The following is a 22486-nucleotide window of genomic DNA, read 5'->3' on the forward strand; positions in this document are numbered from 1 at the left end:
GTCAGTCCAGCAGGCCGGTGGAGCGTCCGACCGCGACGAGGGGCTCGTACGCGGCGTTGGTCACGGGGATGAACTTCGAGCGCCCGAACGGCTCCAGGATCGCCGGGTCGGTGATGCCGACGAGCGCCCCCCGCAGCCTTTCGGTGAAGCCGGCGCCGTAGGTCTGCTCCACGTCGCCCCGCACGGTCCACTGGTAATCGGGGAAGGCCGGGCTCTCCCAGATCACCGAGACCGCCTGTCGGTCGACCTTGCCGGCCTTCGCGTCGAGGTCCCAGACCGAGTAGTCGACGGCGCCCACCGCGAAGGCGCCGGACTGGACCAGCTGGATGGTGCGGCTGTGATCCCCCGAGAAGCCGACCCGGGCAAAGACCTGCTCGGGGCTCTGCCCCGGGAAGGCCTGCCGGATGAAATACTCGGGCATCAGCCGCCCGGAGGTCGAGGCGCGGGCGCCGAACGTGAAGGTCTTGCCCGCGATGTCCTTCGGGAAGGCCTTGTCGGGCTTCAGCCCCGTGGCGGCGTTGGCGATGAGGTAGGTCTTGAACGCCGCGTCCTCGGCGCCCTGCGCGATCGCCTGGGCGCCCGGCACGGCCTTGCGCGCCTGGACGCCCGTGAAGCCGCCGAACCACGCGAGCTGCACCTGCCCGTTGGTGAAGGCGGTGACCGCCGCCGGGTAGCTCTTCACCGGGATGTAGCGCACCGGCACGCCGAGCTTGGCCTCCAGATAGGCGGCGACCTTGCCGAAGCGCTCGACCAGGCGGCTCTCGTCCTGATCGGGGATGCCGGTGAACACGAGGGGCGGGAGCGCCTTCGGGGCTGCCGTCTCCTGCGCCCGCACCGGCCCGGCGCCGGCCAGGGCCGCCAGGGCTCCCAGGGCGAGCCGCCCCAACCATCCCGATTCCCGCTTCGATCCCCGCTTCGATCCCAGCATCGTTTCCTCGTGGCACCGTGCCCACGCACGGTGGGCTGACAATCCGGCGGACGTAGCAGAAGACGCCCGGCCCGCCAGCCTCAATCCGCGCGATTCCGGCGCCCTGCGGCGTCGGAAGCGGCCGGGCGAGACCGAATGCGATCGGCGTGCCGCAGTCCCGGTCCTGCCCGGGCCGCCTCAGGCGCCCGGCGCCACCGTGATCGCCGCCAGGGTGAGGGGCTCCGGCAGGGCGGCGTCCGGCACCGGCACGGCCCGGATCCCGGCCGGGAGCACGCCGCCGAGCAGATCCAGAAAATCCCCCGAGGCGGCGAGCTCGATCTCGGCCGCCTTGGCCCGGGTCTCGATCCGCGCCAGGGCGTTCATCGCCGGACCCAGCACCGTGTACTCGGCCCGCACCCCGTCGTCGAAGACCCCGACCAGGAGGTCGCCCGCGTGCAGGGCGACCACGACCCGCAGGGGGAACAGCCCCTCCCGGGCGCGGGACGCGTTGAGGGCGGCGATCCGGTCGCGGATCGACAGGGCGCAGGCAAGCGCCGCCCGGGCCTGGGCGTCGGGGTGGCCGACGACGAACTGCACCAGCACCGCGTCGCCGATATACTTGTCGACGAGGCCGCCCTGCTCCGCCACCGCCGCCTGGGCGGCCGCCCGGACCGCCAGCAGGGCCGTGACCATGGCCTCCGGCGGATGCTCGCGGGAGAGCCGCGAGAAGCCGCGGATGTCGAGGATCATCAGGCAGGCGTGGCGCCGGTGGATGCCGAGGCCGGAATCCCCGTCCTCGGCGGCGAGATCGAGGGCGACCGTGTCGGGCACGAAGCGGGCGAGCTGGGCCCGCTCGTGCTCCATGCGCAGGGCCCGCGCCACCGCCGCGCGCAGGCGGATCATGCCGTCGACCACCAGGAGGCCCGCCGCCATGAAGGTGGCGAGCCCGGTGAGCTGCGCGGTCGGAAACGTCTCGGCGTTCGGGAACAGGTCCGGATGCAGCAGCCCGACCAGGAAGGCCGCGCTCCAGCAGAGGGTGACCACGCCGCAGAACAGCAGGGTCTGCGCCACCCGCATGCTCAGGCCGGTCTGGAGCAGGAGCAGGAAGGCGGGCAGGCGGCTCACCGCGTCGGCGCCGAGACCGGCCCCGCCGCCGGCCAGCATGTGCTCGATGATCACGTAGACGGCGAGACCGGCGTTGAGCCCGGTGCCGGCCCAGCTGTAGACGTTGGCCGCGGGGCCGCCGCCCCGCTCCCGGAGACCGAACCAGACCGTGCCGAGGCCGTAGAAGCCGAGGATGAGCCAGTGGCTCAGGGCATGCAGCGAGCCGTCATAGGCCTGGGCCGCCATCAGCAGCACCAGCACGATCACGATCCGCAGGCCGAGCAGGCGCAGGCCGCCGCCGGCCTGCATGGCCCGCAGCACCGCCTCGTCGTCCGATCCCGGATCCGCCCGGCCCGCCGCCGGCGCCCGCATGGTCTGCAGGCCGGGAAGCGGTGGATTGCCGAAGCTGCCGGAGGCCATCAACCGCCCCGGCCGAGGCGCCGGGCCGCCGCGAAGCGGTTGAGGAAGCGCGGCTCCTTCTCGGGGGCGATCCGGACCGCGAGATGCAGGGTGCCGTCGGCCTCCGACCGGCGGTCGAGGATCTCGGCGTTCTCGTACAGCCAGTTGAGCGCCGCCCCGTCCTCCGGCGGCAGCGCCACCGCGAAGCTCGCGCGGTTGCGCCCGATCCGCGCCTCGATCCGGGCCGTCAGGGCGGCGAGCCCCTCCCCGGTGACCGCCGAGACCAGGACCGGCGCGGCGCTGTCGCGGTCGTTGCGGGCCTTGGCCTGGCCGCTGAGGTTCAGGAGCCGCGTGCGCTCGTCGTCGTCGAGGAGATCGGCCTTGTTCCAGACCTCGATGATCCGGTCCGCCGTGGTCTCGATGCCGAGCTCCCGCAGCACCTCGCCGACATCCTCGGCCTGGGCCTCGGAATCGACGTGGCTGACGTCGCGCACGTGCAGCAGCACGTCGGCCTCGATGGCGTCCTCCAGCGTCGCCCGGAAGGCGGCGATCAGGGGCGTCGGCAGGTCGGAGATGAAGCCCACCGTGTCGGACAGGATCACGGTCTCGCCGTGGGGCAGCTTGGTCGCCCGGGCGGTGGGATCGAGGGTGGCGAACAGCATGTCCTTGGCGGTGACCTCGGCTCGGGTCAAGGCGTTGAACAGGCTGGATTTTCCGGCGTTGGTATAGCCCACGAGCGCCACGATCGGATACGGAACCCGCGCCCGGCTCTGTCGATGCAGGCCGCGGGTGCGGACCACCGCGTCGAGGTCGCGCTCGATCCGGGTCATGCGCTCCTGGATCATGCGCCGGTCGGCCTCGATCTGGGTCTCGCCGGGGCCGCCCAGGAAGCCGAAGCCGCCGCGCTGGCGCTCCAGGTGGGTCCAGGACCGGACAAGGCGCGACTTCTGGTAGGCGAGGTGGGCGTGCTCGACCTGAAGGGTTCCCTCGCGCGTCGAGGCGCGGCGCCCGAAGATCTCCAGGATCAGCCCGGTGCGGTCGATGACCTTGGCGCCCCAGGCCTTCTCCAGGTTGCGCTGCTGCACCGGCGACAGGGCGCAGTCCATCACCACGAGGCCGATCTCCCGGGCGCGGATCAGGCCGGCGATCTCCTCGACCCGGCCCTTGCCGAGATAGGTCGAGGGCCGGATCCGCGGCAGGCTGACGGCGAGGCTCTCGACCACGTCGAGTTCGATGGCCGCGGCGAGGCCGGTGGCCTCGTCGAGGCGGGCCTCCACGGAGCGGGACGGCGCGGCGGCCCCCTGCCCGCCCCCCTGCCCGGCCCCCGAGGCGCCGCGGGCCAGATAGGGGCCGATCACCAGGGTGTGGGTCGCCGCGGCGATCTCGCCCTCGGGGGCGGCCTGCGCCTGGAGGCGGGCTTCGCCGGACGTCAGCGTCTCGCTCATGCAGCCTTTGTGACCGCCGGGAGGCCGGCGGCTTCGTTGGAGAGGTCGGATCCGACAGAATGGGGATGCGGGCGACCTCAGCCAAGATGCCGGGTCAATATGCCGGGCCGGGGCGGTGGCGGATATCCGCGACGGCATCGGGAACCAGGCCGCGCGGCGGCATCGGTCCGGAGGCCGCCCTCGCCCCGCGCGACAGCCCCGGACCGGTCCCAGCTTCGGCAGCGGCCTCGGTCGGTCCGATCCGCCGGCCTCGCCCCGGGCGCCCGGGGCGACGAGCCCTCACGCCTTCTCGGCGGTCTCGTCCGGCTCGAACAGCTGCACCGGATGGCCCGGCATGATCGTGGAGATCGCGTGCTTGTAGACCAGCTGCGAATGCCCGTCCCGGCGCAGCAGCACGCAGAAATTGTCGAACCACGTCACGACGCCCTGCAGCTTGACGCCGTTGACGAGGAAGATGGTCAGGGGGATCTTGTTCTTGCGGACATGGTTGAGAAACGTGTCCTGAAGGTTCTGTGCGCGTTCGCCCGCCATCTTCTTAGCCTTCTTGTTGTCCCGGATCGCTCCGTCCGGGATGAGTCGTATGCCGCCGGCCGGATCGTCCGAACACCCGGTCCAGGGCCCATGTATACAAATACCATGACGCCGTGAAAGCGTGGGCGCAAGCAACCCCCGTTCCAGCCGATCCGTGACGGATCGGCCCCGCCCTCAACGCGCGCCCCGGCTCCGGAGCCTCACGGGCCGATGCCCAGGGACTTCAGCTTGCGGTGCAGGGCCGAGCGCTCCATGCCGATGAATTCGGCGGTGCGCGAGATGTTGCCCGAGAACCGCGCGATCTGCGCCACGAGGTATTCCCGCTCGAAGATCTCCCGGGCCTCCCGGAGCGCGAGGCTCATCAGCTTCTCGCCGCCCGCGCCCCCCGGGGTGGTCGGCACCAGGGCGCCGATCTCGGAGGGCAGCATCTCGGAGGTGACCTCCTGCTCCGGGTCGGCCTGGGTCAGGATCATCAGCCGCTCGACGTTGTTCTTGAGCTGGCGGACGTTGCCGGGCCAGTTGTGCGACTGCAGCACCGCCATGGCGTCCTCGGCGATCCGACGCTTGGGCAGGCCGGTCTGGGACGAGATGTTGTCCATGAAGAACTGGATCAGCTCGGGCACGTCCTCCCGGCGCTCCGACAGGGCTGGCACCCGGATCGGCACCACCGAGAGGCGGTGGAACAGGTCCTCGCGGAAGCGGCCCGCCGCGATCTCCTCCTGGAGGTCCCGGGAGGAGGACGAGATGATCCGCACGTCGACATGCACCCGGGTCGTGCCGCCGACCCGCTGGAAGTTCTGGTCGACGAGGACGCGCAGGATCCGGTTCTGGGTCTCGCGCGGCATGTCGGCGACCTCGTCGAGGTAGAGGGTGCCGCCATGGGCCTCCTCCAGGGCGCCGACCCGGCGGCCGCTCTCGCCCTCGACCCCGAACAGCTCCGCCTCCATGGTCTCGGGCAGGATCGCCGCCGCGTTGAGCAGCACGAAGGGGCCGTTCGCCCGGGCCGAAGCCTTGTGCAGGCTGCGCGCGGCGAGTTCCTTGCCGGAGCCCAAGGCCCCGGTGATCATCACCCGGGCGTTGGTCGGCGCCACCCGGTCGAGGGTCTGGCGCAGCTGGTTGATGGCCAGCGACGTGCCGACGATCCGGTTGGTGGCGCCGGAGCGCGCCGTCAGGTCGCGGACCTCGCGCCGGAGCCGGGAGGCTTCCAGCGCCCGCTCGGCCACGAGGATCAGCCGGTCGGCCTTGAACGGCTTCTCGATGAAGTCGTAGGCGCCCGCCTTGATGGCCGAGACCGCGGTCTCGATGTTGCCGTGGCCCGAGATCATCACCACCGGCAGGTCGGGGTTGGCGGCCTTGATCAGGTCGAGCACCTGCAGGCCGTCGAGCCGCGAGCCCTGCAGCCAGATGTCGAGGAAGACGAGGTGCGGCCGGCGCGCCTCGATGGCGGCCAGCGCCTCGTCCGAGCCGCCGGCCGTGCGGCAGCGGTGGCCCTCGTCGTCCAGGATCCCGGCCACGAGGTCGCGGATGTCGGCCTCGTCGTCGACGATCAGGATATCGGCGCTCATGCGTGCATCTCCGCGATCCGGGGGGCCGTCGGTGCGGCGCCCTTCTCCTCTGTCGTGACGGGACTCGTCTCGGGGGTCTTGGTGTCGGGACCCGCGCCGGACGGTTCGGGCCCGTGCTCGCGCGGGACCCGCATCCGCACCTGGCCGCCGCGGCCGGCGGGATTGTCGTTCAGCTCGATCCCGCCGCCGTGCTCCTCCAGCACCTTGCTGACGATGGCAAGCCCCAGCCCGGTGCCACCCTCGCGGGTGGTCATGTAGGGCTCGAGGAGCCGCTGGCGCCCCTCGGCGGGAAATCCCTTGCCGTTGTCGGTGACGGCGATCACCGCGAAGCCGTCCTCGACGGCGAGGCTCAAGGCGATCTTGCCCTTGCCGAGCTCGGCCTCCGGCACCTCGGCCACGGCCTCGACGGCGTTCTTGAGGATGTTGGTGATCACTTGGCTGAGCAGCCTGATGTCGAAGGCCGCCACGATCTTTTCGGATCCCCCGGCGCCGCTCTGGGCCGAGAAGGCGAAGTCGATATCCGGATGCGCGACCCGCATCATGAACAGGTTCTGCTTGGCGATCTCGGTGAGGTCGTTCGGCGCGATGGCGGGCTTGGGCATCCGCGCGAAGGCCGAGAACTCGTCGACCATGCGCTTGATCTCGTCCACCTGGCGCACGATCGTGGCGGTGCACTGGTCGAACACCTCCTTGTCGGCGGTGATGACCTTCCCGTACTTGCGCCGGATCCGCTCGGCCGAGAGCTGGATCGGGGTCAGCGGGTTCTTGATCTCGTGGGCGATGCGGCGCGCCACGTCGCCCCAGGCGGAGCTGCGCTGCGCCTGGACGAGGTCGGTGATGTCGTCCAGCGTCACCACCGAGCCCCGGGACGCGCCCTGCGCCTGCTCGCTCGTGACCCGCACCGTGATGGTGCGCTCGCCCCGGGAGCGCGTGAGCTGGATCTGCTGCTGCTGCAGGCTGCGCGAGCGCGCCTCGCTCTCGGCGAGCACGGGGGCGAGTTCGGGCACCGCGCGGGCCAGCGGCTGGCCGACCAGGGCGTCGCTGGCGAGATCGAGCATCCGCTCGGCGGCCGGGTTGGCGATGGTGACGAAGCCCGCCGCGTCGAGGCCGATCACCCCGGGCGAGACCCCCGACAGCACGGCCTCGGTGAACCGGCGGCGGGTGTCGATCAGGTCGCTCGCCGCGATCAGGCCCGCATGCTGGCGGCGCAGCTCCTGGGTCATCTTGTTGAAGCTCTCGCCGAGATGGGCGAGGTCGCCGCTGGTCTTCTTGGTCGGCACCTGGGCGTAGAAGTTGCCCGATGCCACCTGGTCGGCGGCGTTGATCAGCCGCCGGATCGGCGCCACGAACCGGTTGGCGAAGTTCATCCCGAACCAGACGGCCGAGAGCAGCGCGATCAGCGCGATCAGCAGGAACACCGACGCGAAGGTGATCTGGATCGAGCGGCGCAGCGAATCGTAGGTGAGATACTCGGCCGCCGCCGCCCGGGACACGCCGGGGAACTCGATGGCGAGCTGGCTCACCTCCCGCTGCACCATCAGCACGGCGTCGTCGTAGGCCGGCATGCGCAGCAGCGCGGCGAAGACCCGGCCCTCGGTGGGCAGGAGGCAGATCGGGTCGGCCGAGTTGGCCGCGTCCTCGAAGGCCGCCGCCGAGGGCAGGCGGTTCGTCTTCAGGACGTCGATCTTGGCCCGGGCCACCACCTCGGTGGGGCCGCGCATGATCTGCGCCACCGGCAGGCCGAGATTGGTCGCCCGGGTGGTCAGGAAGGTCTGGAACCAGTCCCGGTTCACGTCGAAATTCGGCCGGGCCCGGGTCAGGTCGTCGGCGAGGATGCGGATCTCCCGGGCGAGGCTCTGGCACTGGTTCTCCTGGTAGGCGTCGGCCACCTCCACGGATTTCAGCACCACGTCGCGGACCCGGTCGGTGAAGCCCAGCGACAGGCCCCGGTCGATCGTCACGGACGCCACCACGGCGAGCAGGATCGTCGGCAGGATCGCGATCAGGCTGAACAGGCCGACGATGCGGGTGTGCAGCCGCGCCACCGCGGCGTTGGCCTTGCGGGCGTGCAGGAAGACCCGCGCCTCCCAGGCGATGATGACCGCCAGCCCGAGCACCAGGGCGGCGTTGATGGCGAGCAGGGTCACGCCGTAGGCCGGCGTCGGCGTCACCCGGATCACCCCGGCCAGGATCAGGAAGGTCGCCAGCGCCGAGACCAGGGCGGTGACCACCATGGCCGCGCCGATCCAGCCCGGACCGCGCGGGCCGGGCTGCAGGGATTCCGCCAGGGGCGTCCCGGACGGCGGGGGCGCGTCCGAACCCGCGGGCATACCCGCGTCCCGCTGGTCCGCGGCCTGCTGGCCAGCGGCTTCAGCCGCCCCTTGAGCCACGTCTTGGCCAGCCCCGTCGCCGGCCCTCTCGGGTGCCGGCGTGGAGCCTTCCTCTGTCCGTGGGCGTCTCAGGAACGGCATGACTGGTGCAGGGCCACAACAGTGTGGCGGAATTAATACGAATCCGGGCTTCCGGGCGGCGGATCGGCGGCGCGATCCGTCGCATGCGACCGCCACGACCACAGCCACGACCACAGTCCGGACCGCGGGCCCCGGTCCCGGTGGCCGCCCGCGTCCTCCGGAGCGCGGCGCGCGGCCGGTCCAGCCACGCGCGGACTGCGGGGTGTAGGGTGGCGCGCTGGGACCGGCGGTGCCGGGGGGCCAGAAGTCGGGTGCGGCGGGTCTCGGCGTCGCCCCGGAGAGCCGGGGGCGCGGCATGCAGGCAGGGCAACGGATCAGGGTCGGTCTGATCGGCTACGGCTATTCCGGCCGGACCTTCCATGCCCCGCTTATCGGCGCCGTGGCGGAACTCGACCTCCGGCTGGTCGGCTCGAGCGCGCCTGCCCGGGTCCGGGCCGACCTGCCCGACGTGAGGGTGTCGGCGGATCCGGTCGCGGTGGCCACGGCGGAGGCCGTCGACCTCGTCGTGATCGCCACCCCGAACGACACCCACGCGCCCCTGGCGCGGGCCGCCCTGGCGGCGGGCAAGCACGTCGTGGTCGACAAGCCCTTCACCCTCGACCTCGCCGAGGCGCGCGGGCTGGCCGCCGCGGCGCGGCGCGGGGGCCGGCTGCTGCGCGTCTTCCACAACCGGCGCTGGGACAGCGACTATCTCAGCGTCCGCCAAGCCGTCGCGGAGGGGCGCGTCGGCCGCGTCCGGCACTTCGAATCCCACTTCGACCGGTTCCGTCCGGAGGTCCGCGACCGCTGGCGGGAGGGGCCCGGTCCGGGCAGCGGGATCTGGTACGATCTCGGTCCGCATCTGGTGGACCAGGCGCTCCAGCTCTTCGGTCTGCCCGATCGGGTGAGCGCGCATCTGGCGCGGCTCCGCCCCGGCGCGCAGGCCGACGATTGGGCCCATGCGGTGCTGGACTATCCGGGCCTGCGCGTGGTGCTGCATGCCAGCATGCTGGCCGCCGGCGGATCGCCCCGCTTCCTGGTGCACGGCGAGGCCGGCAGCCTGATCAAACACCGTGCCGACATCCAGGAGCAGCAGCTGCTGGCCGGCGTGAAGCCGGGGGCCGCCGGCTGGGGCGCGGATCCGGACGGGCTGGAGATCCACGACGCGACCGGGCGGGTGGCGCGCGCACCGGCGCTGGCCGGCGACCAGCGCGCATTCTACCGCGCCGTGGCCGGGGCGATCGCCCGCACCCCGGTCGACCAGACCGAGGCGCTGGAGGCCGTGCGGGTGATGGCCTGCCTCGAGGCGGCGCTCATGTCGGCGCGAACCGGGACCTCGGTCGGCCTGACGCGCGCGCCGGACGAGCGGGATCCCTGACCCGCAGCCCCCGACCCGCGACCCCGGCCCGCGACCTTTGCGCGCTGGCCCGCCGCCACGCCCGCCTGCCGGCATCCTGGACCTTGACCCGTCCGGCGGCGGCCCGTAACCCCGGTGGTGGAGGCGAACGGGGTCTGGTGGCCCTCCTGGTCTTCAAAACCAGCGGTACGCCAACAGCGTACGGTGGGTTCGATTCCCATCCGCTTCCGCCATTCTTCAGACTGCCTCAACCGACAAATCAGTGTTCGCCTGTATCCAGGCGACACGCGCCGAAAATTTGGCAATACTGATCTGTCGGAACTGTGGAGGGGCCGGTTCGTTTCCCGCGACCGATCCCGTGCTGGTGTCCCCGTGAAGAACCGTTCCGCCGCCACCGTCCCGTTCCCGCCGGCCCCGGCCGGCCGTGCGCGTTGAGGCCGGCCATGCTGAACAGACTCGTGACGCTCCTGCCCTCCGGCGCCCGTGAGGCGCTGCGGACCCTCGCGGCGCGCATGCCGGCACATCTGCCGGCACGCATGCCGGCAGATGTGCCGGTGCGCCCGCCGGCGCCGCAATCCGCGATCCTGCCGGATTTCGACACGCGGCCCGCCGCGATGACGCCGCTGCTTCCCCCCGCCGCCATCAACGACAATCCGCTCCAGGCCGTCCACGAGGCGGTCGAGCGGGATCTGCGCGCCAGCGGCCACCTGCGCTGAGGCCGGACCGAGAGACCCGTCGGGGTCAGCGCTTGGCCGGCGCGGGCGTCTCGGGAATCGTCCCGGGCGCGATCCAGTGGCAGGCCGTGGTGCCGCGCACGCCGGCACAATCGTAGCTCTGGCCGCCCAGTGTCACCTTGTCGACGATGCCGGTGAATTCCGTGCGCGCCAGCGCCGAGCAGCCGAGATGGTCCGCCTTGGGATCGGCCAGATGCGCCGCGGCCGCCGCCGCGCCGTCCCGCATCAGCATCCGGTAATTGGCGAGCGACGGGCAGCCGATCACCGGTGGCCCGCCCCGCCGGTCGGGGGCGCTCCTGTCGGATCCGGCGGCGCGGGGCGCCCGGGGCGCCTGCTGCGCCAGAACCTGCGCCGCGCTGAGGCTGACGGTCACCGCGACGGGGACGAGGAAAGCGAGAGGTCGGCGTGTCATGGTCCGCTCGTAGCATGACGCATCCGAGGTTGCGCATCCGGCGCGGCGCCGCGCCCGGAACCCGGCCGCCGCGCAGACCTGCGGCGGGTTCAGGGCTCGGCTGCGACCATGCAGGCTTGACCGGAGGCCCGCCATTTGCGAGCGCCGCGGAGAAACGTGAGGAGAGGCCATGGCGACGGCGATCGACAGCGACCAGAAGCTGCACCTGGTCTTCGGTGGTGAATTGCAGGATCTCGACGGGGTCCGGTTCCGGGACATCAAGGGCCTCGACATCGTCGGTATCTTCCCGGATTACGCCTCCGCCCAGGCCGCGTGGCGGGCCAAGGCCCAGGCCACCGTCGACAGCGCGCAGACGCGCTATTTCGTGGTGCACCTGCACCGCCTGCTGGAGCCGCCGGCTCCCTGAGCGCCGCCGCAGTACCTGTCGGCGGCGAGTGCTGGGCGGCCGTGAAGGCATTGTGACAGTTCCTGCCCGCTGCTAAGAGCCTCGCCCGTCATCGGATCGTTCCGGCTCCTCGGGAGACCGGTCTGGACAAGAGCGGCGGTAAGGTCCGGCCGCGAGTGAGCGGCCGCCCATGAAATCCTCGATCAAGATCATCGCCGGGAATGCCAGCCGGCCCCTGGCCGAGGCGATCGCGGCCTATCTCGAACTGCCGCTGGCCAAGTGCATGGTCCGGCGCTTCGCCGACATGGAGATCTTCGTCGAGCTTCAGGAGAACGTGCGCGGCGAGGACGTGTTCATCGTCCAGTCGACCTCGTTCCCGGCGAACGACCACCTGATGGAACTGCTGATCATGATCGACGCCGCGCGCCGATCCTCGGCCCGGCGCATCACGGCGGTGATCCCGTATTTCGGCTATGCGCGGCAGGACCGGCGCACCTCCGGCCGCACGCCGATCTCGGCCAAGCTGGTGGCGAACCTCATCACCGAGGCGGGCGCCGACCGCGTCCTGACCCTCGATCTCCATGCCGGCCAGATCCAGGGCTTCTTCGACATCCCCACCGACAACCTGTTCGCCGCCCCCGTGATGGTGCGCGACATCAAGGAGCGGCTGCCGGGCGACAACCGCATGGTGGTCTCGCCCGACGTCGGCGGCGTGGTGCGGGCGCGGGCCATCGCCAAGCGGATCGACTGCCCGCTGGCCATCGTCGACAAGCGCCGCGAGCGCCCGGGCGAGTCCGAGGTGATGAACATCATCGGCGAGGTCGAGGGCCGCTCCTGCATCCTCGTGGACGACATCGTCGATTCGGGCGGCACCCTGGTCAACGCCGCCGAGGCCCTGCTCAATGCCGGCGCCAAGGACGTCTCGGCCTACATCACCCACGGCGTGCTGTCGGGCGGCGCGGTCTCGCGCATCGCCGCCTCGCGGATGAAGGAGCTGGTGATCACCGACTCGATCCAGCCGACGCAGGCCGTCAAGCTCGCCCGCAACATCCGCGTGGCCACCATCGCGCCGCTGCTGGGCGAGGCGATCGGGCGCACGGCGACGGAATCCAGCGTCTCCAGCCTGTTCGACTGACGGATCCGCGGGGGGGGCTTCTGCCCCTTAGCGTTCCGGCACCCAGCCGCCCCGGTTTCCGGTCTCCGTCCCCGGCGCGGTGAGCACGAGGACCGTGCGGCCCGGCAGCGGCACGGCGGCCCCGGACTCGACGGCCGGCGTGCCGGGCGCGCGGGCGCCCGCGGGCTCGCCGGTGTCGAAGACCGGCGTCCAGGGGCCGCCCACCACCGGGGCGAGGCGGAACGGGACGGCGCCCTCCCCGGCGTTGAACAGCATCAGGAGGCGGTCGCCCGGATCGCCGTCGTTGCCGATCTGCATGCCGAACACCTGGAGCCCGTCGTCGGACCAGTGGCGGCCCTCCATCTCGGTGCCCTCGGGGGAGAGCCAGTGCACGTCGCGCAGGGGCTCGTCGGGATCAATCAGCGCGCCGGTGAAGAAGCGCCGCCGCCGCAGGGCCGGCTGGGCGCGGCGCAGGGCCAGCAGGTTGGCGACGAAATCCGTGAGGGCGGGATCCGGATCGACGCTCCAGTCCATCCAGCTCGTCGGGTTGTCCTGGGCATAGGCGTTGTTGTTGCCGCCCTGGCTGCGGGAGCGCTCGTCGCCCATCAGCAGCATCGGCACGCCCTGGGCCAGCATCATGGTGGCCAGCATGTTGCGCTTCTGGCGGGCGCGTAGAGCCAGGATCGCCGTGTCGTCGGTGTCGCCCTCGACGCCGTAGTTGCGGCTGACGTTGTGGTTATGGCCGTCGCGGTTGTCCTCGCCGTTGGCTTCGTTATGCTTCTGCTCGTACGCCACCGTGTCGGCCAGGGTGAAGCCGTCGTGGCTGGCGATGAAGTTGACGCTGGCCAGCGGCGAGCGACGGGACGGGGCGAACACCTCCCGCGAGCCGGTCAGCCCCTGCGTGACCTTGGCGAGCGTGCCGGAATCCCCCTTCCAGAAGCCCCGCGCGGCGTCGCGGAACTTGTCGTTCCACTCGCTCCAGCCGCGCGGATAGCCGCCGAGCTGGTAGCCCCCCTCCCCGATGTCCCAGGGCTCGGCCACCATCTTCACCCGGGCGAGGACCGGATCCTGCGCCACCGCCTGGAAGAAGGCCGCCTGCGGGGTGAAGGCGAAGGGCGCGCGCCCGAGGCTCGAGGCCAGGTCGAAGCGGAAGCCCGCGATGCCGTAGGCGGTGACCCAATGGCGCAGGGAATCCAGCACGAGCTGCATCACCCGCGGATGGCTCGCGTCGAAGGTGTTGCCGCAGCCGGTGCAGTCGATGGTGCGGCGCGGGTCGGCGGGATCGAGCTTGTAGTAGCTGGCGTTGTCGATGCCGCGGAACGACAGGGTCGGGCCGGTGTGGTCCCCCTCGGCGGTGTGGTTGTAGACCACGTCGAGCCAGGTCTCGATCCCGGCGGCGTTCAGCTCCCGGATCGCCGCCTTCAGGCCGCCCAAGCCGCCCTCACCCAGGTAGCGCGGCTCCGGGGCGAAGTAGCCCAGGGGCTGATACCCCCAGAAATTGACGAGCCCCTTCTCCACCAGGAAGCGGTCGTCCGCGAAGGCGTGGATCGGCAGCAGCTCCAGGGCGGTGACGCCGAGCCTGACGAGGTGCGCGATGATCGCCGGGTGGGCGAGCGCCCCGTAGGTGCCGCGCTCCGCCTCGGGGATGTCGGGATGGGTGCGGGTCAGCGCCTTGACGTGCGCCTCGTACACCACCGTCTCGGCCAGCGGCCGCCGCACCGGCGTGAGGGCCAGATCGGGCACCTCCGGGGCGGTGACCACGCATTTCGGCATGTAGACCGCGCTGTCGCGCCGGTCGATCCGGTCCTCGCGCCCGCCCCGGCGATGGCTGTAGAGCGCATCGTGCCAGCGGATCCGGCCGCGGATCTCCCGGGCGTAGGGGTCGAGGACGAGCTTCGAGGCGTTGAACCGGTGGCCGGACGCCGGATCCCAGGGGCCATGCACCCGGTAGCCGTAGAGCTGGCCCGGCAGCACGCCGCGCAGGTAGCCGTGCCAGACGTCGTCGGTCCGGCAGGGCAGACGCACCGTGCGGGTCTCGTGCCGCTCCCCCGCCTCGAACAGGCAGACATCGACCGCGGTGGCGTGCTCGGAAAAGAGGGCGAAGTTGACGCCGCGCCCGTCGAAATGGGCGCCGAGCGGCGCCGGCACCCCGTCATCGACGGCGATCATGTGGGGCGTCCGGTCACACGGGGGGCTGCAGGCGGAATCAGCGGGCTGCGCCGGCTATTCGGCGGCCGCGGCGGCGGTGGGGGCCTCGCGCTCCATCGTGCGGAAATTCTCGAGCTCCGCCAGGAAGTTGCGCGCCCACCAATCGACGTCCTCGCGGGTCATGCGCTCGACCATCGGCTTCCAGCGCGCCACACGCTCGGCCTTCGGCATGTAGAGCGCGGCCCGGATCGCCTCCGCCACCTCGAACCGGTCGTAGGGGTTGATCAGCAGCGCCTCGGGCAATTGCCGGGCGGCGCCGGCGAATTTCGACAGGACCAGAACCCCCGGATCGTCCTCGGACTGGGCGACCACGTATTCCTTGGCGACGAGGTTCATGCCGTCGCGCATCGGCGTGACGAGGCCGACCCGGGCCGCCCGGTAGAGGCCCGCCAGCACCGGGCGCGGATAGGCCTTGGTGATGTATTGGATCGGCGTCCAGGCCGGGTCGCCCAGCGAGCCGTTGATCTCGCCGACCTTCTCGTTCACGTCGCGCGAGAGCTGCTCGTATTCGGGCACCTCGCTGCGGGATTTCGGCGTGATCTGGATGTAGGTGACGTTGCCGCGCTGGTCGGGATTCGAGGCGAAGAAGCTCTCCACCGCCTCCATCCGCTCGGGCACGCCCTTGGAATAGTCGAGCCGGTCGACGCCGATCAGCAGCTTGCGGGTGCGCAGGCCCGCGATGGTCTCGCGCACGACCTTGTTGGCGTTGGCCTTCTCGGCCGCCTCCTTGAAGCCCGCGACGTCGATGCCGATCGGGAAGGCGCGGATCCGCGTGCGGCGGCCATCCACCATCAGCGAGCCGCCGCCCAGCGGGATCGCCCGCTGGGTATCGACGAGGTTGCGCTGCAGGTTCTGCACGTCCGCCTCGGTCTGCAGGCCGATCAGGTCGTAATCGACGATGGCACGCAGCAGCTCGCCGCTCGCCGGCAGCGAGTTGAACACGTCGGCGGCGGGCCAGGGGATATGGTGGAAGTAGCCGATCGGGTTGTCGAGCCCGAGGCCGCGCAACTCGGCGGCGAGCGGCAGCAGGTGGTAATCGTGCACCCAGATGATGTCGTCGGGCTCCACCAGCTTGGCGAGCGCCCGCGCGAAGGTCCGGTTCACACGGCTGTAGCCGGCATAATCCGAGCGCGAGAAGGCGCCGAGCCCCAGCCGGTAATGCATGATCGGCCACAGGGCGCGGTTCGCGAAGCCGGCGTAATATTCGAGGTGGTCCTGCGGCGAGAGGTCGACGACCGCGTACTGGACCCGGCCCCGGTCGATCAGCGTCGGCTCCTCGGAGGGCTCCTCGGAGATGGTGCCGCTCCAGCCGAACCAAAGCCCCTCATAGGCCGTGAAGGCCTCCTTGACCGCGACGGCGAGGCCGCCCGCCGCCACCGCCTTGCCGCCCTCTTCCGGGATGGCGACGCGGTTCGATACGATCACAAGGCGTGCCACGCGGGTCGGCTCCGGATCAGGGGCGCGGCCGGCCGCGCCTGCATCGAGACTTCACTAACATGTCAGAACGCGCGGGGGGCCTGCGCGATCCTTTGTTGCTTGTCAGGCAACCCAAGCGTGAAGCCGGGCGCGGGTCAAGTCGAGGCCCTACCGTTCCGGGACAGGGGGGCCGCTCCGTCCCGATCGGGCGCGTTGTGCAAGCGTGGCGGTTCTGGCAGATCGTGCCTGAACGTGGAGTGAGCGGTGCCGCCCGTCCCGTCGGAGCCCGTGCGCAGATCGGAACTGTGCACCGGGACCGGAACCCGTGACAGCCGAGTCGGTTACTCAGCCATCGCGGGGCTCGCGGTCGCCGCGAGCGGCTCCGTACCCGCGCCGCGAGGAGTATTTTCGAGATGGCCGGCAACGAGTTACCGCAGGGCGCCCCCGTGGACCCGGTTGCGGATCCGCACGGCGCGGCGCCGCACACCGCCGCGGAGGAGCGTGCCCAGTGGCGCGCCCTGCAGGGCGATGTCGAGGGGCTGGCCGACGTGGCGGCCGAACGCGGCCGCGGGCTGCTCGACGCGGCCCGGCTGCAGGCCCAGACCTATGTCGAGCAGCGCAAGAGCGATGCGGCCCAGTCGGTCCACGATCTGGCCCAGACGATCCGCAATTCCGGCCGCGACCTCGGCGACAAGCCGAACGTACGCGCCTTCTTCGACAGCGCCGCCGACGGGCTGGAGCAGCTCGGCTCCTCCATCGAGCGCCGCAGCCTCGGCGACTTCTACAGCGAGGCCGAGGCCTTCGCCCGGCGCGCGCCGGTGGCGGTGGCGGTGGGCACCTTCGTGGCCGGCCTGATCGCCGCCCGCTTCATCAAGTCGTCGAGCCTGCCGCCGGAGGCGCCGGACGGCGATGCCCGCGACAGCTTCCGGGCCTGACGCCATGACCCACGGCTCCGACCCGCGCCAGACCGGCGCCTCCAGCATCCAGAGCCTCATCGGCGACGCCCTGCGGGAGACCAACGAACTCGCCCGCAAGGAGATCGCGCTGTTCCGGGCCGAGATGGCCGGCAACATCCGCCAGCTCATCGTCGGCCTCGCCTGCATGGTCGGCTCGGCGGTGTTCGCCGTGGTCGCCCTACTGGTCCTGATCGGCGCCTTCGTGAAATGGCTCGCCACCATCGTCGGGTCCGAGTGGCTCTCGGCCCTGATCGTCGGCGGCGTGCTGCTGGCCCTCGCCCTCGGGATGGCCCTGTGGGCGCGCAGCGTCCTGTCCCTCTCGACCCTGGCCCCGAAGCGCACCACGCGCCAGGTCCGCCAGGATGCCCAGGCCCTGTCGGAGCGCGTGTCCGGATGAGTACGATGAACGACCTCGAGAAGGAGATCGAGGAGAGCCGCGCCCGGCTCGACGACACGATCGACCGCATCCAGGGGCGGCTCTCGGTGCCGAACCTCGTGGACGAGATGCTGGGCAATGCCCGGCGGGTGCCGGCCCTGAACAGCACCTACGACTCGGCCCTGGAGGCGGTGCGCCGCAACCCGGTGCCGGTACTGCTGATCGCGGCCGGCGTCGGCCTGCTGTTCAACCGGATGGCGCGCGACGCCCAGCGCCGGCGCACCGAGGTCTCGGCGGAGCGCGTGCCCACCCTGAACACCGGCGCGGCCCGCGGCTACGACCCCGACCTTCCGACCGCGCGCCCGGCCCGCGATCCGCTGGACACGACCGAGATCTGACGACCGGGCGGGGCCCGGACCGAGAAACCTCCCGCGCCCGGCCGGACGGCCGGGCAGACCGGCGCCGAAGGCGGGCTGCCGGGACCGACATTCGAGGACACCGCCATGACCGACAAGCCGGGTACCCCCGCCACCCCCTCCAGCATTCCCGAGCCGCGCCCCGGCGAGGCGCCGCCCCACGGCGCTCGGGACGGGAGCCTGCGGCCCGATCCGGCCGGTCTCGGCGACCCGCGCGGGATCCCCGGCGCGGCGGCGGGAGACTTCACGCTCCGGCCCGACCCCCGCGGGCTGCACGACCCGCTGCCGCACGGCGCCGCGCCCCTCTCGGCCGGCGGCCATTCGAGCGGCGGCGCCACCGGCGCCTCGCGGGTGGACGCCGCTTCCGCCACCGTGAAGGAAGGCGTCCAGGCGGCCGGTGACCGCGCCGCGGACCTCGCCGGACAGGCACGGCAGACGGTGTCGGACTTCGCGGACGATGTCGGCAACCGTCTCGGCGGCGCCGCCGATCAGGCCCGCGACCGCGCGGCGTCCGCCTACGACGAGGTCCGGGAGCGGGCCGGCACGCTGCGCCGGCGCAACATGCGGGCTCTGGACGACCTGACCACCCAGGGTATCGACGGGCTCAACCGCGGCCGCACCGCCGTCGAGCGCTTCGTGGACGACAATCCCCTCCTCGTCGGCGTGGTCGGCGTGGCCGCCGGCCTTCTGCTCGGCGCGCTGCTGCCGCGCACCCGCCAGGAGGATCGGAGCATCGGTCCCTGGGCCGACGAGGTCCGCGACCAGGGCCTGCGCTACGCCCGCGAGGTGACCAGCATCGGCCGCGACTTCGTCCAGACCGCCCTCGATCCGGACAACCTGAACGCGGCCGCCCGCAAGGTGGTGGATCCGGACAGCCACACGCCGCCGGAGGGCGAGCGGAAGGAGCACAATCTCTGATCCGCGTTCCGGATCGGCACCGTCGCGTTACGCCCGCACCGTCATCCCGCCGCGCGCGACGACGGTGCGGCCGAATTCCCGATCCGCCGGTCCCGGCCGGCGGATCGGATCGTCAGTCCCGGTAGAGCTCCGCATGCGCGTCCCGCAGAAGGTTCTTCTGCACCTTGCCCATGGTGTTGCGCGGCAGCTCGCTCACGAACAGGACGCGCTTGGGGCACTTGAACCGGGCGAGCCGGCCCTCCAGGGCGGCCTGTACGCCGGCCTCGTCCGGGCATCCCGGCCCCCCCACCACCACGGCGGTGACGGCCTCGCCGAAATCGGGATGGCTCAAGCCGATCACCGCGGATTCGACCACGCCCGGCAGCGCGTCGATCTCGGTCTCGACCTCCTTGGGGTAGACGTTGAAGCCGCCTGAGATGATCAGGTCCTTGCCGCGCCCGACGATGTGGACGTAGCCCCGGTCATCGACCTTGCCGAGGTCGCCGGTGATGAAGAACCCGTCGGCCCGGAACTCGGCCGCGGTTTTCTCGGGCATGCGCCAGTAGCCCAGGAACACGTTCGGGCCCTTCACCTCGATCATGCCCACCGCGTCCGGACCGAGGGCCGCGCCGGTTTCCGGATCGACCACCCGCAGGGACACGCCCGGCAGGGGGAAGCCCACCGTGCCGGCGACCCGGTCGCCCGCATAGGGGTTCGAGGTGCTCATGTTGGTCTCGGTCATGCCGTAGCGCTCGAGGATGGCGTGGCCGGTACGGGCCTGCCACGCGCGATGCGTCTCGGCGAGCAGCGGCGCCGAGCCCGACACGAACAGGCGCATGCCTCCGGCCGCCTCCGGCGTGAGGCCCGGCTCCTTGAGGAGGCGGGTGTAGAAGGTCGGCACGCCCATCAGCACGCTGGCCCGGGGCATCAGGCTCAGGATCAGCTTCGGGTCGAGGCGGGGCAGGAACAGCATGGAGCCGCCGCTCGCCAGCACCGTGTTGGTCGCCACGAACAGGCCATGCGTGTGGAACACCGGCAGGGCGTGGATCAGCACGTCGTCGGCGGTGAAGCGCCAGAAATCGACGAGGGTTCGGGCGTTCGAGGCGAGGTTGTCGTGGGTCAGCATGGCGCCCTTGGAGCGCCCGGTCGTGCCGGAGGTGTAGAGGATCGCCGCGAGATCCTCCGGGCCCCGGGGCACGTCGGCGAAGGCGCTCCCCGCATCCCCGGCCCGGTCCGCGGCCTCGGCGGCGCTGCCGCCGCCCGCCCCGTCGAGGGTCCAGATCCGGCGCACGCCCGCGGCGGCCTCCGCCAGCGCGTCGCGCCGGCCCGGGTCGCAGACGAACACGGCGGGCTCGGCGTCGTTCAGGAAGTAGCCGATCTCCGCCGGGGTGTAGGCGGTGTTGAGCGGCAGGAACACGGCGCCGGCCCGGACCGCGCCGAGATACAGGAAGATCACCTCGGGGCTCTTCTCGACCTGCACGGCCACCCGGTCGCCGGTCTCGACGCCCGCCGCCCGCAGGGCCGCCGCGTAGGCGCCGGAGCGGGCGATCAGGTCCGCGTAGGAGTATCGGCGGCCCTCAGGGGTCTCGATCACGGTCTTGGCGGGATCGGGGACGCCGTCCCGCACCAGGGAGAAGAGGTGGTTCGTCATCGTGAGGCTAGAGCTGTCGCGGGACCTGTCTGTCTGACGCACCCATAACCGCCCGGAGGGCCTTCCGGCGAGCCCTTTCCGGTGGCGCCCCGCGGCCCGGCGGTGACAGGCGGGCCCCGACCGGCCCGGATCCTACGCCTCGGCCAGTACCACGGCCCGCGGCGGCGGCAGCTTGGCGCGCAGCTCACGGGTCACCGCCGGCGCGGCCACCACGGTGCCGAGGTTGGCGTAGGTCTCGTGGTTCCGCTCGATGGCGGCGAGGTCGTAGAGGTAGTTGACCATCAGGCCGTGCGACTGGGCCAGACCCTTCTTCGAGGTGTCGCCCAGGAAGTTGATGCGGTCGAGGCGCGCGCCGTTGCCGAGGTGGAACCGGGCCACCGGGTCGAGGGGGCGGCCGCGCTCGTTCTTGGCGCGCAGGAAATAGGCCGCCGCCGCCGGGATCAGCGCCCGGCGCACCGTCTCGGCCCGGGCCTTGTCGGCCGGCCAGTTCGGGTCGTCCAGCGCCCGCAGGACCTCGACATCCTCGGGCAGCAGGCCCTGCGGGCTGTCGGCCCGGCGCTCCCGCGCCAGCCACGCGGCGAAGCCCGGCACCGGCGACAGCGTCACGAAGGTCTTGAGCGTGGGCACCTCGCGGGTGAGGTCCTCGACCACCTGCTTGATCAGGAAATTGCCGAAGGTGACGCCGGCGAGCCCCTTCTGGCAGTTCGAGATCGAGTAGAACACCGCCGTGTTGGCCGCCTGCGGCTGCAGCGGCTTGCGCTCCCGCGACAGGATCGGGGCGATGGCCGGGGCGATCTGGTCGGTGAGCGCCACCTCCACGAAGATCAGCGGCTCGTCGGCCAGCGCCGGGTGGAAGAACGCGAAGCAGCGCCGGTCCGGCGGCTCGATGCGGGCGCGCAGGTCGTCCCAGTCCGCGATGGCGTGCACCGCCTCGTAGCGGATGATCTTCTCCAGGATATGGGCCGGCGTCGTCCAGTCGATGTGGCGCAGCACCAGGAAGCCGCGGTTGAACCACGAGGCGAACAGGTGCTCGAAATCGCTGTCCAGGCTGTCGACGGCGTCCATCAGGGCGGGGTCGGCCTCGTCGCCGGCGCGCAGCGCCCGGCGCAGGTCGAACAGGTCCTCGCGCATCCGCACGAGGCTGAGCGTGCCGCCGCGGGCGAGGTTGAGGCGGCGGATCAGCTCCTGGCTGCGCGGCTCGGCGGCCTCGTGCAGGCTGCCGAGGCGGGCGCGGGAGGGGGCGGCCCGGTAGGCGGCGATCGCCTCGTCGACGGCTTCGTGGTCCGCATCGAAGTCGAGGGCGATGGCCCGCAGGAAGGCGTAGCGCTCCGCCTGCCCGAAGCTGGCGTAGCGGTCGAGGATCAGGCGGGCGAGCGCCACCCCGGAGGCCTCGCCGCGCCGGGAGATCAGGTCCTCGCACAGCTTGACGAGGTCGCCCGCGCTGGCCCGGGACGTCATGTCCCCGCGCCCGATGCCGATGAGGTCGCGGCCGCGCTCGCTGATGGTCTGAAGCAGGTCGCCGAAGAAGGAGATCGCCGCCATGACCCTTGCACTGACCCCCGTCGACCCGGATTCGAGACGCTTCCGGCCCCGCGACGCCGGCTCGTCGGACGGGCGCGTGCGGATCCGGCAGCCTCCGCCCACTCCGGGGCGGCTCGCTCAGCGTCCCGATCCGCCCGCCATTCTACGGCGCCGCGGCCGCCGCGACCAGAGCTTGACCGGCCCGAACGACGCGCTCCCAGCGTGCGGGAGCGGCACGAAGGTCGTGTGACGATCCCGGGGCGGGTGCGTCAGAGCTGTTCGGCGACGGTGGCGAGGTCGGCCCGCTCCCGCCAGTCGCCGACGCCGTGCTGGCGGGCGAAGCGGAGTTCGGCGGCGCGGCGGGCGCGCTCGGGATCGCGGGCCCGCGTGATCGCCACGGAGCCGACCGTGAACGGTACCCCGAGGATCTCCTTGGCAAAGTCGATGCGGTAGTTCGGCATCCCGTACTCCCTGCTGCGGCGGTTCCGGCCCCGTTCATCCGGAACGAAACCGCCCTCTCGTTCGTAATCCGGTTCGGAACCTCTATCGGCTCGACGCCCGGTGCATGGCCTGCGGCGCCCGCTCGCGTGCGGACGGCGCCGGCTGCATCTTCCGCATATGGGGCGCCCTCGGTTCCGGTGA

20 protein-coding genes and 1 tRNA gene are annotated in these 22486 nt (G+C 71.9%); 9 read left to right on the forward strand and 12 right to left on the reverse strand.

Features of this window, described 5'->3' with window-relative positions; translation table 11 throughout:
- Position 1: 1 nt before the first annotated feature.
- From GGQ91_RS22830 to GGQ91_RS22855, 6 genes are all read right to left on the reverse strand, one after another.
- Positions 2-928 (reverse strand): putative selenate ABC transporter substrate-binding protein, encoded by a 927-nt coding sequence (locus GGQ91_RS22830; protein WP_051976367.1) that lies wholly within the window; start codon positions 926-928, stop codon positions 2-4.
- 177 nt (positions 929-1105) lie between these two features.
- On the reverse strand, positions 1106-2431 hold the full coding sequence (locus GGQ91_RS22835; protein ID WP_043389442.1) for an adenylate/guanylate cyclase domain-containing protein: 1326 nt from the start codon (positions 2429-2431) through the stop codon (positions 1106-1108).
- Complete coding sequence (gene hflX, locus GGQ91_RS22840) at positions 2431-3855, reverse strand: GTPase HflX (RefSeq protein WP_043389440.1); 1425 nt, start codon at positions 3853-3855, stop codon at positions 2431-2433. Before hflX ends, GGQ91_RS22835 begins: the two co-directional genes overlap by 1 nt.
- 279 nt (positions 3856-4134) lie before the next feature.
- On the reverse strand, positions 4135-4386 hold the full coding sequence (gene hfq, locus GGQ91_RS22845) for an RNA chaperone Hfq (RefSeq protein ID WP_007563033.1): 252 nt from the start codon (positions 4384-4386) through the stop codon (positions 4135-4137).
- A gap of 200 nt (positions 4387-4586) precedes the next feature.
- Positions 4587-5951, reverse strand: a complete 1365-nt coding sequence (ntrX, locus tag GGQ91_RS22850; protein ID WP_012318476.1) for a nitrogen assimilation response regulator NtrX — start codon at positions 5949-5951, stop codon at positions 4587-4589.
- A complete protein-coding gene (locus tag GGQ91_RS22855; protein ID WP_403091539.1) occupies positions 5948-8281 on the reverse strand; it encodes a sensor histidine kinase NtrY-like in 2334 nt (777 codons plus the stop codon). Before GGQ91_RS22855 ends, ntrX begins: the two co-directional genes overlap by 4 nt.
- Before the next feature lie 436 nt (positions 8282-8717).
- Between GGQ91_RS22855 and GGQ91_RS22860 the strand changes: the two genes are divergently transcribed.
- The 3 genes from GGQ91_RS22860 to GGQ91_RS22870 all read left to right on the forward strand — a co-directional run bounded on the left by GGQ91_RS22860 (position 8718) and on the right by GGQ91_RS22870 (position 10474).
- Positions 8718-9779, forward strand: a complete 1062-nt coding sequence (locus GGQ91_RS22860) for an oxidoreductase (RefSeq protein ID WP_182592907.1) — start codon at positions 8718-8720, stop codon at positions 9777-9779.
- Between the two features lie 119 nt (positions 9780-9898).
- Positions 9899-9991, forward strand: a tRNA-Sec gene (locus GGQ91_RS22865).
- 210 nt (positions 9992-10201) lie between these two features.
- A complete protein-coding gene (locus tag GGQ91_RS22870) occupies positions 10202-10474 on the forward strand; it encodes a hypothetical protein (RefSeq protein ID WP_043356670.1) in 273 nt (90 codons plus the stop codon).
- A gap of 25 nt (positions 10475-10499) precedes the next feature.
- On the opposite strand, the gene GGQ91_RS22875 is transcribed toward GGQ91_RS22870, so the two are convergent.
- Positions 10500-10904, reverse strand: coding sequence for a hypothetical protein (locus tag GGQ91_RS22875; RefSeq protein ID WP_043389428.1), 405 nt, complete (start codon positions 10902-10904; stop codon positions 10500-10502).
- A gap of 169 nt (positions 10905-11073) precedes the next feature.
- Here GGQ91_RS22875 and GGQ91_RS22880 point away from each other — a divergent pair, with 169 nt between their 5' ends.
- The gene (locus GGQ91_RS22880; protein ID WP_043356667.1) at positions 11074-11310 is read left to right on the forward strand and encodes a DUF4170 domain-containing protein; all 237 of its coding nucleotides are present in this window, start codon (positions 11074-11076) and stop codon (positions 11308-11310) included.
- 169 nt (positions 11311-11479) lie between these two features.
- Entirely contained in the window at positions 11480-12424 is a 945-nt protein-coding gene (locus tag GGQ91_RS22885) for a ribose-phosphate pyrophosphokinase (RefSeq protein ID WP_043356665.1), read from the forward strand.
- 27 nt (positions 12425-12451) lie between these two features.
- On the opposite strand, the gene glgX is transcribed toward GGQ91_RS22885, so the two are convergent.
- A complete protein-coding gene (gene glgX / locus GGQ91_RS22890) occupies positions 12452-14572 on the reverse strand; it encodes a glycogen debranching protein GlgX (protein ID WP_182592908.1) in 2121 nt (706 codons plus the stop codon).
- A gap of 54 nt (positions 14573-14626) precedes the next feature.
- Positions 14627-16048, reverse strand: a complete 1422-nt coding sequence (locus tag GGQ91_RS22895) for an alpha,alpha-trehalose-phosphate synthase (UDP-forming) (protein ID WP_043389425.1) — start codon at positions 16046-16048, stop codon at positions 14627-14629.
- Positions 16049-16440: 392 nt separating this feature from the next.
- Here GGQ91_RS22895 and GGQ91_RS22900 point away from each other — a divergent pair, with 392 nt between their 5' ends.
- From GGQ91_RS22900 to GGQ91_RS22915, 4 genes are all read left to right on the forward strand, one after another.
- Complete coding sequence (locus GGQ91_RS22900) at positions 16441-16962, forward strand: hypothetical protein (RefSeq protein WP_043352818.1); 522 nt, start codon at positions 16441-16443, stop codon at positions 16960-16962.
- A 4-nt stretch (positions 16963-16966) separates the two neighbouring features.
- The gene (locus GGQ91_RS22905; protein WP_043389422.1) at positions 16967-17380 is read left to right on the forward strand and encodes a phage holin family protein; all 414 of its coding nucleotides are present in this window, start codon (positions 16967-16969) and stop codon (positions 17378-17380) included.
- 5 nt (positions 17381-17385) lie between these two features.
- The gene (locus GGQ91_RS22910) at positions 17386-17757 is read left to right on the forward strand and encodes a DUF3618 domain-containing protein (RefSeq protein WP_170861816.1); all 372 of its coding nucleotides are present in this window, start codon (positions 17386-17388) and stop codon (positions 17755-17757) included.
- A 105-nt stretch (positions 17758-17862) separates the two neighbouring features.
- Entirely contained in the window at positions 17863-18693 is an 831-nt protein-coding gene (locus GGQ91_RS22915; RefSeq protein WP_043352824.1) for a hypothetical protein, read from the forward strand.
- 112 nt (positions 18694-18805) lie between these two features.
- Here GGQ91_RS22915 and GGQ91_RS22920 read toward each other — a convergent pair whose 3' ends face one another.
- From GGQ91_RS22920 to GGQ91_RS22930, 3 genes are all read right to left on the reverse strand, one after another.
- Entirely contained in the window at positions 18806-20323 is a 1518-nt protein-coding gene (locus GGQ91_RS22920) for a malonate--CoA ligase (protein ID WP_043389413.1), read from the reverse strand.
- A 132-nt stretch (positions 20324-20455) separates the two neighbouring features.
- Positions 20456-21865 carry a malonyl-CoA decarboxylase gene (locus GGQ91_RS22925; RefSeq protein ID WP_182592909.1) on the reverse strand — a complete coding sequence of 470 codons (1410 nt, stop codon included), beginning with the start codon at positions 21863-21865 and terminating at the stop codon, positions 20456-20458.
- A 248-nt stretch (positions 21866-22113) separates the two neighbouring features.
- Positions 22114-22305 carry a hypothetical protein gene (locus GGQ91_RS22930; RefSeq protein WP_043352836.1) on the reverse strand — a complete coding sequence of 64 codons (192 nt, stop codon included), beginning with the start codon at positions 22303-22305 and terminating at the stop codon, positions 22114-22116.
- Positions 22306-22486 lie beyond the last annotated feature (181 nt).

Origin of the sequence: Methylobacterium fujisawaense, from assembly GCF_014138435.1 — a bacterium.
Taxonomy (GTDB): domain Bacteria; phylum Pseudomonadota; class Alphaproteobacteria; order Rhizobiales; family Beijerinckiaceae; genus Methylobacterium; species Methylobacterium fujisawaense.